At 67.8% G+C, this 15,199-nt stretch carries 14 protein-coding genes and 1 riboswitch; of the genes, 9 read left to right on the forward strand and 5 right to left on the reverse strand.

Annotated elements, in window-relative coordinates; genetic code table 11:
* Nucleotides 1-22 precede the first annotated feature (22 nt).
* Entirely contained in the window at nt 23-1,645 is a 1,623-nt protein-coding gene (locus FB473_RS06730; protein WP_243863495.1) for an ABC-F family ATP-binding cassette domain-containing protein, read from the reverse strand.
* Nucleotides 1,646-2,015: 370 nt separating this feature from the next.
* A riboswitch (cobalamin riboswitch) is annotated at nt 2,016-2,194 on the forward strand.
* A gap of 131 nt (nt 2,195-2,325) precedes the next feature.
* On the opposite strand from FB473_RS06730, the gene FB473_RS06735 reads away from it, so the two are divergent.
* Genes FB473_RS06735 through FB473_RS06755 form a run of 5 tightly spaced genes read left to right on the forward strand, consistent with a single transcriptional unit; the run spans nt 2,326 to nt 7,902 of the window.
* Nucleotides 2,326-3,864: an ABC transporter substrate-binding protein gene (locus FB473_RS06735; protein ID WP_167165826.1), complete on the forward strand. Its 1,539-nt coding sequence runs from the start codon at nt 2,326-2,328 to the stop codon at nt 3,862-3,864.
* A gap of 16 nt (nt 3,865-3,880) precedes the next feature.
* Nucleotides 3,881-4,819 (forward strand): ABC transporter permease subunit, encoded by a 939-nt coding sequence (locus FB473_RS06740; protein ID WP_208390464.1) that lies wholly within the window; start codon nt 3,881-3,883, stop codon nt 4,817-4,819.
* The gene (locus FB473_RS06745; protein WP_167165831.1) at nt 4,816-5,697 is read left to right on the forward strand and encodes an ABC transporter permease; all 882 of its coding nucleotides are present in this window, start codon (nt 4,816-4,818) and stop codon (nt 5,695-5,697) included. Before FB473_RS06740 ends, FB473_RS06745 begins: the two co-directional genes overlap by 4 nt.
* Nucleotides 5,694-7,166, forward strand: coding sequence for an ABC transporter ATP-binding protein (locus FB473_RS06750; RefSeq protein WP_167165832.1), 1,473 nt, complete (start codon nt 5,694-5,696; stop codon nt 7,164-7,166). Before FB473_RS06745 ends, FB473_RS06750 begins: the two co-directional genes overlap by 4 nt.
* The gene (locus FB473_RS06755) at nt 7,156-7,902 is read left to right on the forward strand and encodes a (2Fe-2S)-binding protein (protein WP_167165834.1); all 747 of its coding nucleotides are present in this window, start codon (nt 7,156-7,158) and stop codon (nt 7,900-7,902) included. The genes FB473_RS06750 and FB473_RS06755 overlap by 11 nt, the downstream gene beginning before the upstream one ends.
* Before the next feature lie 39 nt (nt 7,903-7,941).
* On the opposite strand, the gene FB473_RS06760 is transcribed toward FB473_RS06755, so the two are convergent.
* Nucleotides 7,942-8,733, reverse strand: coding sequence for an alpha/beta fold hydrolase (locus FB473_RS06760; protein WP_167169232.1), 792 nt, complete (start codon nt 8,731-8,733; stop codon nt 7,942-7,944).
* Between the two features lie 387 nt (nt 8,734-9,120).
* Here FB473_RS06760 and FB473_RS06765 point away from each other — a divergent pair, with 387 nt between their 5' ends.
* The 3 genes from FB473_RS06765 (at nt 9,121) to FB473_RS18585 (ending at nt 11,314) form a co-directional block, all read left to right on the forward strand.
* Nucleotides 9,121-9,741, forward strand: a complete 621-nt coding sequence (locus tag FB473_RS06765) for a TetR/AcrR family transcriptional regulator (protein WP_167165836.1) — start codon at nt 9,121-9,123, stop codon at nt 9,739-9,741.
* Complete coding sequence (gene gap, locus FB473_RS06770; protein WP_167165838.1) at nt 9,738-10,742, forward strand: type I glyceraldehyde-3-phosphate dehydrogenase; 1,005 nt, start codon at nt 9,738-9,740, stop codon at nt 10,740-10,742. Before FB473_RS06765 ends, gap begins: the two co-directional genes overlap by 4 nt.
* Before the next feature lie 167 nt (nt 10,743-10,909).
* Nucleotides 10,910-11,314, forward strand: a complete 405-nt coding sequence (locus FB473_RS18585; RefSeq protein WP_376837202.1) for a DUF6611 family protein — start codon at nt 10,910-10,912, stop codon at nt 11,312-11,314.
* A gap of 79 nt (nt 11,315-11,393) precedes the next feature.
* Here the strand turns inward: FB473_RS18585 and FB473_RS06775 are convergent, their stop codons facing one another.
* Entirely contained in the window at nt 11,394-12,341 is a 948-nt protein-coding gene (locus FB473_RS06775) for an alpha/beta hydrolase (protein ID WP_167165840.1), read from the reverse strand.
* Nucleotides 12,338-13,309: an arsenic resistance protein gene (locus tag FB473_RS06780; protein ID WP_243863497.1), complete on the reverse strand. Its 972-nt coding sequence runs from the start codon at nt 13,307-13,309 to the stop codon at nt 12,338-12,340. The genes FB473_RS06775 and FB473_RS06780 overlap by 4 nt, the downstream gene beginning before the upstream one ends.
* 259 nt (nt 13,310-13,568) lie before the next feature.
* Here FB473_RS06780 and FB473_RS06785 point away from each other — a divergent pair, with 259 nt between their 5' ends.
* Nucleotides 13,569-14,135 carry a GNAT family N-acetyltransferase gene (locus FB473_RS06785; protein ID WP_167169236.1) on the forward strand — a complete coding sequence of 189 codons (567 nt, stop codon included), beginning with the start codon at nt 13,569-13,571 and terminating at the stop codon, nt 14,133-14,135.
* A gap of 32 nt (nt 14,136-14,167) precedes the next feature.
* Here the strand turns inward: FB473_RS06785 and FB473_RS06790 are convergent, their stop codons facing one another.
* Nucleotides 14,168-15,061: a PfkB family carbohydrate kinase gene (locus FB473_RS06790; protein WP_167165844.1), complete on the reverse strand. Its 894-nt coding sequence runs from the start codon at nt 15,059-15,061 to the stop codon at nt 14,168-14,170.
* Between the last annotated feature and the right edge of the window lie 138 nt (nt 15,062-15,199).

Consider the following 15,199-nt stretch of genomic DNA (forward strand, 5'->3'; position numbering starts at 1 on the left):
GACGGACGAAACGCTAGCGGTTTCAATCATCTGCTCCCGTGTGCGCCTGTGAACAGCTGTTCCTGTCGAGTTCCAGCACCGTGTCGATACCGATCCGCCGGAGGAACGCATCGTCATGACTGACCACCAGGAGCGCTCCCCTGTACGCGTCGAGTGCCTCGGCCAGCTGCTCGACGCTGGTGAGGTCGAGGTTGTTCGTGGGCTCGTCCAGGACGAGCAACTGGGCGGGCGGGTCGGCGAGCAGCAGCCGGGCGACGGCGACCCGGAAGCGCTCCCCGCCCGACAACGTGCCCACCGGACGATCGACGCTGTCACCGCGGAGCAGCAGCCTGGCGAGCTGGTTGCGGACCGTCCCCGCCGGAAGCCCCGCCGCGACGGCTCGCACGTTGTCCAGGGCACTGGCCTGATCGTCCAGCCCGTCCAGTCGTTGGGGCAGGTAGCCGACGCGGTCGGTCAGCAGCGACCCCGACGGACCGCCGGGCATGGGTGGCCGACCGTGGACGAGGTGCTCGATCAGTGTCGTCTTCCCGGAGCCGTTGGGGCCCGTGATGGCGACGCGCTCGGGTCCCTGGACCACCACCACGCGGCCTGCGTCCCGGATCTCGGCCATCCGCCGCCCGCGTGGCACGCCGGGATCGGGAAGCACGAGGCGGATGTGGTCGTCCTCCCTCACGCGCGCGTCGGCGGCGTCAAGCGCGGCCTGCGCAGACTGCACCTTGTCGTCCAGTGTGGAGCGCAGCGCGGCCGCTGACACCTGGGCCTTGCGTGCGAGGCTGCCCGCGAGGATGCGCGGCAGGCCGCCGTCCCGCTGTTGCTTACGCCCCGTGCGCTCCCGATGCGCCAGTTTCGTCTCGGCCTCGACGCGCTGGCGCTTCTCGGCCTTCAACGCCTGTTGGGCGGAGCGCGCCTGCTGGACGGCGGCAGCCTGCGCCTGGTCCAGATGTTCCTTCCAGGCGCTGTAGGGGCCACCGAACGTCTCCAGGCGTCCGTCGTACAGTTCGGTCGTCGCGTCCATGTGTTCCAGCAGGTCGAGGTCGTGGCTGACGACGACCAGGGTGCCGGGCCAGTCGTCCACGAAACCGGCCAGCCGTGCCCGCGTGGGCCGGTCGAGGTTGTTGGTCGGTTCGTCCAGCAGCGTTGTCGGGGTGCGGCGGATGCGCAGGCCGGTGATGGCGATGAGCATCGCCTCGCCTCCTGAGACCTCCTGCACCCGGCGGTCGAGGTCGTCGGCGGTGAAGCCGATCTGTTGCAGGGACTCGTCGGCGCGGACCTCGATGTCCCAGTCGTCTCCGATGGCGTCGAAATGACGCTCGTCGGGATCACCGGCCTCGACGGCCCTGATCGCGCCGAGCACTCGGTCGATGCCGAGAAGCTGCGCGACAGTCGTGTCGGGCTGAAGGGTGAGCGTCTGCGGAAGATATCCGACCTCACCGCTGACCTCGATGCGGCCCCCGGTCGGGTGCAGATGCCCGGCGATCAGCCGGAGCAACGTGGACTTGCCGGAGCCGTTGCGTCCGATCAGGCCAGTGCGGCCGGTACTGAAAGTGCCGTCGACACGATCGAGCGCGACTGTGCCGTCGGGCCATTCGAATGTCAGGTCGCGCAACACGATCGAGGCGCGTGGAACGGGGGAGTTCATGGGCATTGCCTGGGGTTCTCCTTCTGCCGCGGGTGGGCGAGGGACGCCGGCACACATCGCCCCTTGTGCGGGCGATGGTGTGGTAGGTGAAAGGACGCGGAGCCGACGCGATCATCCGGGCGAGACCTCGGAGAAAGGGCGATACAGCGTCATGTGGTGACGGGCGCGCAGTGGGACGGAGAGGAGGGCCATCCACCGCGGCGTAGATCACGCTTCAACGGGTGGAGGCCACCGGCGATGCGGTGGCTAGATTCTGTCGACCTCGATCTCCATGCGGCGAGCCTATCAGCCGGGGCGAGCCGGATGATGACGAGAGACCTCGACTCGGGGATCGGCAAGCGCATTCCAACCCCGGTGCGAGCCTTCCGAGACCTGCTGCTAGCCTGCTCAAGTCGGTCGCATCACCACGATGCAAGGGAATCCGGTGTGAATCCGGAGCTGGCACGCAGCGGTAAGGACGACGTCTGGCAGCACTACGCCACTGGAGAGATCTGGGAAGGCGCTGTCGGACGGATGACTCCGAGCCCGAAGACCTGCCGACGACGTATGGGCCGTGGTCACGTGAACTGACTGGAAGCCTCACCGAACCGACTCGTTCTGTGACTGCGGCGCCACTATGGAAGGACGTTGCCGTGGCGCAACTCGAATCACGAAGGTCCAGAGCCCGAATCAGACTGTCTGCCGCAATGGCCGCGGCCGTTCTGCTGATCACCGCCGGATGCGGCTCGTCCGGCACATCCTCGGACGCCGGCTCGCAATCCGGCGAGAGCCCCACGACGCTGACGTTGGCGACCGGGTTCAGCATCGACGACATAGATCCGCTCGACAACGGGTTCTGGGGCAACGAGTTCGGCTGGAGCGAACTGCTGATGCGGCCGGTGCTGGGCGGTGACCCCGAGCCGTGGCTGCTCGAGAAGCTGGAAAGCGTGGACGACCTCACGTGGCGGCTGACGCTGAAGGACGGGATCAGGTTCCAGAACGGCGATCCGCTCGACGCGCAGGCACTTGCCGCCGTCATGGCCTACCAGCTGACGGAGAACTCGGGGCTGGCGCCGATCGCGGACGCGACGGTCGAGGCGACCGGCGACCTGGAGGTGACGTTGACGACGTCCGCGCCGGCCCCCAACATGCCCTTCACGCTGGCCGACGAGTCCAAGTTCGTCATCTACGACCAGGACGCCTATGAGGGGGCGAAGGGAGACCCCGAGGCGCTGATCGCGGCCCAGATCTACACCGGTCCTTACGTGGTGGAGTCCCTGGACTCGCAGGAGCTGGTCATGCCTGCGGACTCCGACTACTGGGGCGGCACACCCGCGCTGCAGGAGGTGACGGTGAAGTTCATCGCCGAGGAGGATTCCCGCATCCTCGCGGTGCAGAACGGCGAGGCCGACCTCGCACTGTATCCGCCCACCAAGGCCGCCAAGAATCTGGCCGGACGCGAGGACTCCTACTGGGTGACCGGCACCCCCAAGGGCCCCACCTTCCAGCTGAACCTGAACCAGAACCAGCCGGAACTCGCCGACGTGGACGTGCGCAAGGCAGTGCTGAACGGCATCGATTACCGGGAACTGGCCGAGGACGTCATGGGCGGGCTCTACCAGGTGGCCACCGGCATGTACTCGCCGAACGCCTCCTATGCGGTCGACATTCAGCAGACCGACCTGGACGCGGCGGCGTCCTACCTTGCCGCGGCCGGATACCAGAAGGACGACTCGGGCCGGATGGTGAAGGACGGACAGCTCCTGACGCTGACGCTGCTCACCTACCCGAGTCAGCCCGACACGGACACGCTCGCGCTGGCGATCCAGTCGGAGCTCAAGGAACTCGGCATCACCATCGAGATCAACCAGGTACCCGATCTGAGCGCGGCGATGAGCGATTCCGGAACCGACTGGGATCTGGCGATCGCCGGCAACGGCACCACGTCGTTCGCGGGCGATCCGATCAGCTCGCTGCAGAACTACTTCGCCAGCGACGGGCCCAAGAACTTCTACGGCATCGACGACCCGGAGCTCGACACGCTGATCGATCAGGTCGCCGTGGAGATGGACACGGACCAGCGCGACGAGTTGTTGCGCGAGATCCAGAGCAGGGTCGGTGACGGGGCGTACATGGGTTTCCTGGGCATGCGGATTCCCGGCGTGGTCGCCGGACCGGCCTGGGCCGGCTATCAGGTGCCGACGGCGAACCTCTGGGTCGACGCCGACACCTCGGCCGACGCCTGACCTGATGGCTCGGATCGTGCTGCGGCGCCTTTGCGCCGCAGCCGCCACGCTCGTGATCACCAGCATCCTGGTCTGGGCCATGCTCATGCTCGCCCCGGGCGACCCGGCCGAGGGCGTCCTGCGGGCCAGGGGAGTACTGGAACCCGACCCGAACCAGGTGGCGGCGATGCGCGCGGAACTCGGGTTGGACGATCCTCCGGCGCTGCGGTACTGGAACTGGCTGGTGGCCTGGATGCATGGGGACTTCGGGATCTCGTGGAAGTCAGGCCGCCCCGTGGTGGAGGAGATCGCCAAGCGGCTCCCCGCCACGGGCCTGCTGACCGGCGTGAGCATGGTCCTCGCGGTGGTGCTGTCGGCGGTGTTGGGGATCGCCGCCGCCAGCGCCCACCGGCGCCTGGCCGACACGCTGGTCCGTGTCGTCACGCTGGCCATGGTCATCGTCCCGAGCTTCCTGTTCGGTCTGCTCGTGCTCAATGTGCTCGTGCTTCGTCTGAAGTGGGGAGTGGTCGTCTCCGACGGCACGTGGCGCACTGTCGGGTGGCCCGCGATGACGCTTGCCTGCGGGTCGGCCGGTTATTGGGCGCGTGTGCTCCGGGCCGCGATGCTGGAGGCCAGGTCTGCCCCCTACATGCAGATCTGCCGCGCCCGCGGAGCCTCGTCGGCGCGCCAGCTGCTCGTCCACGGGCTACCCAATGCCTTGCCGCCCTGGGTGACGGTGGTCGCGATGGGCGCGGCGGGATTGCTGGGCGGGGCCCCGATCGTCGAGGCGGTCTTCACCTGGCCCGGCATCGGGGCGTACACGGTGCAGGCGATCAATGCCGGGGACGCGCCGGTGGTCGTCTGCTACACGATGCTGGCGGTCACGACCTTCGTCGTTGTCAGCGTGCTCACCGACATCGCGTTGACACTGCTCGATCCACGGTTGCGGAAGGCACCCGGAGGTGTGGTCGCATGAGTGTGATTCTCGCCACCCTGGGCAGGAACATCGCCTGGGAGGAGAGCCGGACCAGTGGCCTGCTGGGACGCCTGCTGCACCATCGCGGTTTCGTGCTCGGCGCGGCCGGGGTGGTGGTGCTGGTGGGTGTGGCCGCATTCGGCCCGTCGCTGGTCGGCGATCCCGATGCGACCCGGTACTCGGAGCAGCTTCTGGCGCCTTCCCTGCAGTTTCCGCTCGGCACCGACTCCGACGGACGCGACGTGCTCGCCCGGACGATCTACGGGGCCCGGGTATCGATACTCGCCTCCCTGGTGGTCTTCGCGGTCACGACGACGATCGGCATCTGCCTCGGGGTGGGCGCGGGCCTGATCGGCGGTTGGGTGGATACCGTCGTCTGCCGCTGCTGCGACGTGATGCTCGGGCTGCCCTCGCTGGTCATGGCGCTGGCGATCGTCGGCGCGCTCGGCCCCGGGCTGACGAACCTCGTCCTCGCCATGTCGTTGACCGGATGGGCCGGCCTGGCGAAGCTGTGCCGTTCGCTGTCGCTCGAATCCCGTCACCGGGGCGACGTGATCGCGGCCCGGATGGCCGGGGTGAGCAGGGTCCGGACAGCCGCCGGGCACGTGTTCCCGTCGGTGCTCGTCTACGGGCTGATCTCGGCGACGCTCGGGTTGGGCGAGACCATCCTCGGGCTGGCAGGCATGTCGTTCCTGGGGCTCGGCGTCCAGCCGCCGACCGCCGAATGGGGGAGCATGCTCAACGAGAGCCGGATCGACCTCAGTGTCGCTCCATGGCTGCTCATCGGCCCGGGCGTGGGCCTGGTCGTCGTGGTCACCAGCGTCACCCTGATCAGCGACGCACTGCGGGACTGCGCGGACCTCCGGGAGTTCTCATGAGTCTCCCGAACCTTCGAGTGACGGACCTTCGTGTCAGCTACCCCGGTGGGCACGAGGCGGTTCACGGGGTGAGCTTCACGGTGGACGAGGGCGAGAGCGTCGCGCTGGTCGGCGAGTCGGGGTGTGGCAAGACGTCCTGTGTGCGGGCCGTCCAGGATCTGCTCGATCCGCGCGCAAAGGTGTCGGGGAGCGTCCTGGTGTCGGGGATCGACCTCCTACGCATGCCTGGCAAGCAGCGCCGCAGGTTCAGCGCTCGCCAACTCGGTTATGTCGCCCAGGACCCCTACGGTGCCTACGACCCGTTGCGGACGGTCGGTCACCACGTCCGGGAGCCGTTGCTGATCCACGGCATGCACCCCGATCACCGGCAGCTGGCTGGTCAACTGCGAGACGTCGGCGTCCCCGAGGCGGAGCTGCGGCTCTCTCAGCACCCACACCAATGGTCCGGGGGAATGCTCCAGCGCGCGACCATCGTCGCCAGCACACTGCTCGATCCGCTCGTCACCATCGCGGACGAGCCGACCAGCGCGCTGGACGCCGACCTCGCCGACACCGTGATGGCAGTGCTTCGTGCCCGTAGCCGATCCCTCCTGTTCGTGACCCACGACCTGGCGCTGGCGGGCAGGCATGCCGATCGGATCGTGGTGATGCACGAGGGACGGATCGTCGAGCACGGCACTGTGGCGGAGGTGCTCGGCTCCCCGCGCCACGAGCAGACCCGGCTTCTCCTGGCTGCCGGCGTCCGTACGCCGCTGGCCCGCCGGGAGGCCCCGAAAGGGGCGCAGGTCGTCCGGGCGTCGGGGGTCACGAAGACCTACGAGGCGTCCGGGGTGAGGCACACCGCCGTCCGGTCCGCCGACATCGAGGTGTGCGGCGGCGAGATCGTCGGGGTGGTGGGACCGTCCGGATCAGGCAAGTCGACGCTGCTCCGGCTGCTCTCCGGGGCCGAGGCGCCCGACTCGGGAACCGTCGTGTGGGGTGACAGCGGGGCTCGCCGCCCGGGGGCAGGCAGCATCATGCCGGTCTTCCAGGATCCGGTGACGTCGCTGGATGCCAGGTGGCCGATCTGGCGTACCATCACCGAGCCGCTGACGGTGGGACGCCGCATAGGTCGCTCCGAGCGTATGCATGCGGCCCGGGAATGCCTCGACCGCGTCGGACTCGAGGGCGTCGACGTCACCGCGCATCCCAGGCAACTCTCGGTGGGGCAGGCTCAGCGCGTCGCGATCGCCAGAGCCGTCATCGCCGAGCCGGCGCTGATCGTCGCCGACGAGCCCACCGCCAGTCTGGACGTGAGGACCGCGCAGGCGATGATGCGTCTCCTGCGGGGTGTGAGCGACCGGCAGCACGTGGCCCAGATAGTCGTGAGCCACGACGTCGCGCTTCTGAGCTCGGTCGCCGATCGTGTCCTGTTCATGCGCGACGGGCGGCTCGTGGGCTCTGGGAACGAGGGCTGTCATGACCGGTGAGCCGGGCCAGGCCGAGGCGCTGACGCAGCAGGTGCTGGACCTCCTACCCGTAGCCGAGCGCCATTTCCTCGTTCTGCCCGACGATGCCCGCGCGGTGGCTGCCAGCAGCGTACTCGACGGCGATTGGCTGGACGAGCAGATCAGGTTGCGCGGTCTCATCTGGGGTATCGACGATCCGTTCGTGCTGGGCACTTTGTGGTGGTATTCGGCCAGCAACTGGATCGTCCTACCGACGATCGCCACCTGGTTCCTCGCCGAGCAAACACTCAGCCCGGCGCTCGCCGACATCCGGCTCCACTGGCGGGCGGACAGCCGCATCGTGGGTGCGACCTCGACCGCGACGGCCTCCGGCGCCCTCGGCCCGGGGATGGCGGACACGCTCGACCAGGTGATAACGCAAGTGGTGCGCGTCTGCGGCAGGGGAGAACGGCGGTTGTGGGCCATGGCGGTCGACTCGCTCGCGAACCGGCTGCTGTGGCTCGGCAAAGCCACGGGACAGGTGCCCAGGGCTCGGGAAGCAGCCGGGGAACTCGTGAACTCGCTCGGCCGTCCCGGCATTCCCATGCCGCGCTTCACCACGCTGCCCGATCTGCCTCCGGACGTGGACTCGGTCTGGGTACGGCGCAATTCCTGCTGCCTGCTGTACAAGGTGCCGGGGAAGGCCAATTGTGCGGATTGTCCTCGGCTGAGACCCGAGGACAGGGAGCTGCGGTTGCGGGCGAGGACGGGCCACTGAGGCGTCGGGCACGCGGTCGCGGGGCTTTCGGGGCGCGATTCACTGACGGGGTTCGGCGCTGACGCGCTCGAGCCAGTCGGTGACGAGCGCGGCGACGAGTGAGGCGCGGTCGAGGTGGACGTTGTGCCCGGCGGTGTCGAGCACGGCGAACGTGGCGCGCGGGTAGTGCTCCACGCTGGCCCACGCGTCCCGGTAGCCGACGACCTGGTCCTGGCGCCCGGTGACGATCAGCGTTGGACGCGTGAACGGCGTGAGCGAGGCCGTCTCGGGCTCTTCGGCCAGGTCGTATCGCTCCGAGATCCGGGCCAGCGCTTCCTGGTCTGCGGCCTCGAGTCCGGGTTGGATCCACTTGAGGAACGCCTGTGCGTTGTCCGCGCTCTGGACGACCGCCAACTCGGCGTACTCCTCGCCCGCGTTCCCGAGGGACTCGACGACCCGCGGTGCCTCATGCAGCACCGTTCGGTCGGGGACATCACGGTGATCGTGATCGGCGACGAAGACACCTGCCAGCGTCGCGAGGCCGAGTGCCTGGTCGCGCAGGTCGTGGGCCACCCGGCGAGCGATCATTCCGCCGAAGGAGTTGCCCAGCACTGCGAACGGCCTGGTGCCTACGCGGGTGCGGATCTCGTCCTCGACCGCGGCGGCGACATCGTCCGCGCTGTTCACGTCACCGACGGGCGTCCTCCCGTGGCCGGGAAGGTCGACGTAGAGGCGCTCCCAGTCGCCGGCCTGGTCGATGACCGTGTCCAGGGGCAGGAGGGCTCGGTGATCGAGGCTGAACCCGTGGAGCAGGACGAGAGGCGTTCCGGTTCCGCGTCGGACGACATGCATGGCGTCGATGGTAGCCATCCGCTGGGGACCGTTCCTGGTTCTGGCAGCGGGAAAGCCCACCCCCGACGTCCTCGCGAGTTTCTTCGACGACCGGATCGACCGAAATGCGCCAGATTCGGCCCGCAACTCGCCTGACACGCCCGAAGTGGAGGCGTGGCTCGACCCGTGCCCGTGACACAGTTCCTGCAATTTGGCCGATCCTGCGGCACTTCGCCACGAAAGGCGTAGTCAGCGAGCCCATGCGCGGAGTGCCTCAGAATTTGAAGGAACTGAGTCACGGCAATCAAGCCGGCCACGGGTTGTTGCCCCTTCGATCCGCAGATCTTGGCCCCAACATCCGTGACGCGGCTTTCGGCATCTGTACATACCAGTAGTTACAATGGAGGCATGTCATCACGCGAACGACTCACCGAGGCGATGGCCTCCCTGTTGTGGGAGCGTGGTTACGCGGCCACCAGCCCGAAGGACGTGATGACGCGGGCGGGCGTGGGGCAGGGAAGCATCTACCACCATTTCGCGGGCAAACACGAACTCGCGGTCGAGGCCTTCAGTGCGGTGGTCGACGAGGCGGTGGGCAAGGCAGACGCTCTCGCCGGTGACGGTTCACCCGTCGACCGAATGGAGCGTTACCTGTCCAAGCCGCGCGAGGGTACGCGTGGCTGCCGTGTCGGGCGGATGACGCAGGATCCGCAGGTGGTGGCCGACTCCGAGCTGATCGAGATGGTCGACGGGGCTTTCGACGCCATCGCCGACCGCTGGTGCGCGGTCATCGCCGAGGCTGTCGCCGACGGGGAACTGCCGGCGAGCGTCGTCCCGGAAGAGCTGGCCCGCACGCTCATCGCGGTCATCCAGGGCGGTTATGTGCTCGCCCGTGCCCGGGGGTCCCAGGAGCCGATGGACGCTGCGATCCGGGGAATGATCACGCTTCTGGAGGCGGTCCGGGAGCCTCCGAGGGCGGCCGAGCCCGCACACGATCATCAATCACATCAACACAAGGAGAGATCATGACGGTTCGAGTTGGCATCAACGGTTTCGGGCGCATCGGCCGTAGCTACCTGCGAGCGGCATTGCGCAACGATGCCGACGTCCAGGTGGTCGCGGTCAACGACATCACCGACGTGAAGACGCTGGCGACTCTGCTCGAGTGGGACTCGGTGTCCGGTCATCTCGAGGGGGTGTCCGTCGACGAGGACAGCATCATCGTCGGCGATTCGCGCATTCGCGTCTTTGCTCAGCGTGATCCCTCACTCATCCCGTGGGGAGAGGTCGGCGCAGACGTCGTCATCGAGTCCACCGGTAGGTTCACCGATGCGGACAGCGCACGCAAGCATCTCGTGGGCGGGGCGCGCAAGGTGATCATCTCGGCGCCCGCGAAGGGCGACGTGCCGGCGATCGTCCTGGGCGTCAACACCGAGGCCATCGCCGCGTCGGGTTCCGACGTCTTCTCCAACGGGTCGTGCACGACGAACTGCCTCGCACCGATGGCGAAGGTACTCAACGACGCCTTCGGTATCGAGTCGGGTCTCATGACGACGGTCCACGCCTACACCAGCGATCAGCGGCTCCAGGACGCCCCCCACAGCGATCTTCGCAGGGCGCGTGCTGCTGCCTTGTCCACGATTCCGACCTCTTCGGGGGCCGCGCGGACGATCGGCAAGATCATCCCCGAACTGGACGGCAAGCTCACCGGGTTCGCCCTGCGCGTGCCTGTTCCCGTAGGGTCGATCACCGACCTCACCACCGTGCTGTCGAGGAAGGTCACCGTGGGCGAGGTCAACGAGGCATTCCGGGCGGCCGCGGTTTCGCCGGAGCTTTCGCGCTACCTCGAATACTCCGAGGCCCCGATCGTCTCCAGTGACATCGTCGGCAATCCGCATTCGGCCATCTTCGATGCCCCGCTGACCGAGGTCGTCGGCGGTCAGGTGAAGATCCTCGCCTGGTACGACAACGAGTGGGGCTTCTCCAACCGGCTCGTGGAACTCTCCCAGATCGTCGCGCAGACCCTGTAGGTCTGCCCGCCACTGATGCGGTGAGGGGATGCCTCGCCACATCAGTGGCGGAGTCCGGTGGACCGGCCGCGAGCGTCCATGAGGAAGGCGTGCTGATTCCTTGAAGGCCTCGTATGCGTTCCGTACGGGCGGCCGCTCGTGCGGGTGGATCGTCGTAGACCCGAAACATGGGCATCGCCAAACTTGATCCTCCGGAGGCCACGCAATGGGCATCGCGGTTCGAGTGCATCGTGACGGGCGACCAACCATGGGGTTGGTCGCGTGCCACCGGTGCCTGTCACGGTGTATATGTCCGGGAGATCGAGGTGTATCCGCCAGGGACCGGAGTGGGCCAGAGATGGTTGCTCGCCGTGGACAGGGTCGCACCGGCAATCGGTGGCTTGATCGGGTTGGCCGTGGCCCTAGTGCTCGGGGCTGACGGCTTGGCTGGGTTCGGGTTCGCCGTGGCGGCTGCCGGCGCTTTCACGGCGCTGACGCATTGGCTGACCCGGCGCATACGGCGCAGGGTCGGGAGGATCGGAGTGGTCCGGAGCGTCCCTCGCGATGCGCCTGGCATCGGCCGGAGACAGTAGCCCCCACTTTGCCGTGTGTCCGTGGCCCGTCACGGTTCTCACGAGCCGGGCAAGCAGGCGAGTGCCGTCGAGGGCGGCGTCACGACGGCTTCGCCGCGGGGCCGAGCCTTCGTCCGAGCCAGGAATGGGCCTGCTGCGTATATTCGCGTGCCACGGTCGTGCCGGAGGCGAGGGATTCGAAGGCGTGCGGGGCCCCGGGGACGACGTCGAACGTGCAGTCGACGCCTGCGGCACTCAGGGCATCGGCGTAGGCACGATCCTCGGCGTAGAACAACTCGATGTCGCCGGCACCGATCCAGGTCGCCGGGAGTCCCTCGAAGTGCTCTCGTCTGCTCGGGGACGCGTAGGGCGGGACGGCCGCGCCACCGGGCTGGCGTCCCAGATAAGCGCTCCAACCAGTTCGATTCGAGCGGTTGTCCCACAGGAAGTGGTGCACGTCGTCCAGCCGCCGGTTCGCGGCGGTCCGGTCGTCGAGCATCGGGCAGAACAGCCACTGGGCGACGGGCTGGATGCCACCCTCGTCGTGGACGCGTTGGACCAGGCCCGCGGCCAGCCCGCCCCCGGCGCTCTGCCCACCGATGGCGATGCGCGTGGGGTCGACCCCGTAGTCGGCCGCGTGGGTGAGGAGCCATGTCCATGCCCGGTGGCAGTCGTCCAGCGGGGCGGGGAATCGATGCTCCGGAGCGAGCCGGTAGTCGACCGACGCGACCACGATCCCGAGTTCGCCGACGACGCGGAGGCACATCGAGTAGTCCTGGGCCGCTGATCCGATCACCATGCCACCGCCGTGGATCCACAGCAACGCTGCGTCAGGGCCGGGCGAGGTGGGTGCGAAGAGATGCACCCGCACGCCACGACCCAGATCGACGCAGCCGTAACGGATGTCCGCCGGGACGGTCGGTTCGGGCAGCAATGCCACGCCCGCGCGAACGAGACGGCGTTGCCAGCGCCGTGCGACTGGCGGGTTCGGCATGAGGCGATACACCCTGCGCAGCTCGGGATGCAGATCGGCCGACGTCACCCTCATGCTGGCGTGTCCACCGATCGCGGTTGCCCCGGGGCCGCGATCAGCGCCGGGATCAGTCGGACGAAGACGACCATGACGACGAGTTCGACCAGGGTCTGGGTGACCACGACGAGCGGGGCGAGATCGAACTCGTCCGGGAGTGCGAGGGCCAGCGGCAGGACGACCAGGGAGTTGCGTGTCACCCCGCTGAATACGACCGCTCGCCTGCCGGGCACGTCCAGCCGAGCGACCTGACCGGCGGCCGACCCGATCGGGACCATGATCGCCGCGAAGAGGACGAAGAGCGGGATCGCCAGGGTCAGGGAGCCGATTCGGTGACCGACGCCGCCGATCTGCGAGGCGACGACGATCGCCAGGGTGAGCATCATCAGCGGCACCATGGCTCCGAGTGTCGCCTGGCGGATGGCATGCACCGCACCCCAGCGGGCGTCGGCGTACTGGGTGAGGCCGGCCGCGGCGAGCGGTACGGCGATCAGGAACACGAACGCGTGGACGAACGGTGCGAGGTCGATCGCCTGGACGACGGCGGTATCGACCATCGACCGCAGTTGCACGGGCAGCAGGAGCATCTGTCCCAGCATGAGGATCGGCGCTGCGGCCAGGAGTCTGTCGTTGGCGCCACCGGCCAGGCCGGTGAACACCATCACGTAGTCCACACAGGGGGTCAACAGGACGAGGAGGACTCCGACCAGCAACGCCTGGTCGTCGGCGACGACGCGGGACAACGCGAATGCGACCAGTGGAACCAGGAAGAAGTCGACGACCACGACGGTCGTCAGGAACCGCCAGTCGCGGAGGGCTTGTCCGATCCGGGCGAACGGCACTCCCAGGAAGGTGGCGTACAAGAGCAGCCCCAGCACGGGATTGATCAGCTTCTCCAGGGGAGTGGAGATTCCGGGAACGGCGAGCCCGATGGCTGCGCCTGCGAGGAGTGCGATGAGATAGAGGGGCACTTGGTGCCTGTTCATCCATCCCACGCTCGCTCGCACCACCTCAGTCTGACAGAGGAAGCGCGGTCGGCCATCATCTGCGTGGGTGTGAGGTCTCTCGGCCATACAGAAGCACCGGAGCAAGCCGTGCGATCCGAGGTCTTGGTCGGGTCGTCATCCGGGACGAGGACGACAAAACCTAGGTGGTCGTGAGGCGCGGAATGCGTGAACCGGAACGATACCGCGCGAGGGTGTTCCGGACGCGGCGACCGTCGTCGCTAGGCTGACGCGAGTGGATATGCACGATCTCGGCACCCGAACCCTCACGACCGCACGTTTGAGCCTGCGGCGTCTCGCGGTGGACGATGCCGGACAGATGCACACGAACTGGGCCGGCGATCCCGAGGTCACGACCTACCTGACCTGGCAACCCCACGCGACCTGTGCCGACACCCGGGATTATCTGGCCTCGCGTGTCGCTGCGTATGCCGACCCGGCCACCTACGACTGGGGGATCGAACTGAGGGACACCGGTCAGCTGATCGGTGACATCAGCGTCGTCGAGGCCGACGACGCCATCGCCATGAAGACGATCGGCTACTGCCTCGGACGACCCTGGTGGCATCGGGGATATACGAGCGAGGCGCTCGCCGCCGTGATCTCCTTCCTGATCGAACAGGTCGGCGCGAACAGGGTCGCGGCGAGCCATGATCCGCGCAACGTGTTCTCGGGCAGGGTCATGGCCGCGTGCGGCATGCGATATGAGGGCACCTTGCGAGCAGGCGATCGGTCGAATCAGGGACTGGTCGATTCTGCGGTCTATGCCATCCTGGCGGACGACTACTTCGCCGACCACACGGCCTGATTCGTCCCTGTTCCCCGGCCGGGGAAACCAGGTCAGTCCTGCGCCACCAAGGGCCCGTACTGTGCGACGCAACGGGCTGCCGTCTCGGCACCGAAACGACAGGCGGCCGCCAGGTCTGCTGTGGCCCGGTACTCGATGGCCGCTGCACCCACGAAGGCATCACCCGCGCCTGTCGTGTCGACGACCGTCGTCGAAATGGCGGGAACGCGCCCGAAGGATCCGGCAGCGTCGAGGTAGGACGCGCCCTGCGCGCCAAGCGTCTGGATGACCGCCTGCGGCCCCAGGCTGCGCAGAGCTCTCAGCCCGGCTTCGCTGCCCGCGTCTGTTTCGGGCAGGCCGGACAACTCCGCTCCTTCAAGTTCGTTCACGACGAGAACGTCGACCAGCTCCAGGAGAGCACGATCGAGCTTGCGGGCAGGGGCTGCGTTGAGGAACGTCAGGGCCCCGTGGTCGCGGGCGGCGTGCAGGGCCTCGTCCACCCGTTCCACCTCGATCTCGAGCTGTGTGATCACTAGGTCCCGCGAGGTCAGCCCGGCCAGCTGCCCGGCCAGGAAGTCGCGATCGATCGCTCCGTTGGCCCCTGGTGCGACCAGGATGGCGTTCTCCCCGGACGGAAGGACCTGGATGACGGCCAGGCCGGTCCGCCGACCCACCGTCTGCAGACCTCCGGTGTCCACGTGGGAGCGCACGAGGTGGGCGCGTGCGTCGCGTCCTGCGTCGTCGTCGCCGACCGCGCCGATGAACGCCGTGGGCGCCCCGAGGGAGGCGACGGCTACCGCCTGGTTGGCACCCTTACCACCGACACTGCGTCCGAGATCGGAGCACAGGACGGTCTCCCCAGGCCTGGCCATCGCCTCGACACCCAGGCGGACGTCGATGTTGACCGACCCGACGACGAATACGCGACTTCTGCTGTCATCCCTCACTGGACACACCATTCTCTCTGCGGCGACGCGATCCCAAGTTACACGAACAACTGAGTGTCCCTGCAACCTGAATGAAAAGTGGTTGCTGTAGTTAGGTTATTCGAGTAACCTACCGTTCAGACCAATGGAGGTTGCACC

The organism is Brooklawnia cerclae (genome assembly GCF_011758645.1).
In the GTDB taxonomy this organism is placed as follows: domain Bacteria; phylum Actinomycetota; class Actinomycetes; order Propionibacteriales; family Propionibacteriaceae; genus Brooklawnia; species Brooklawnia cerclae.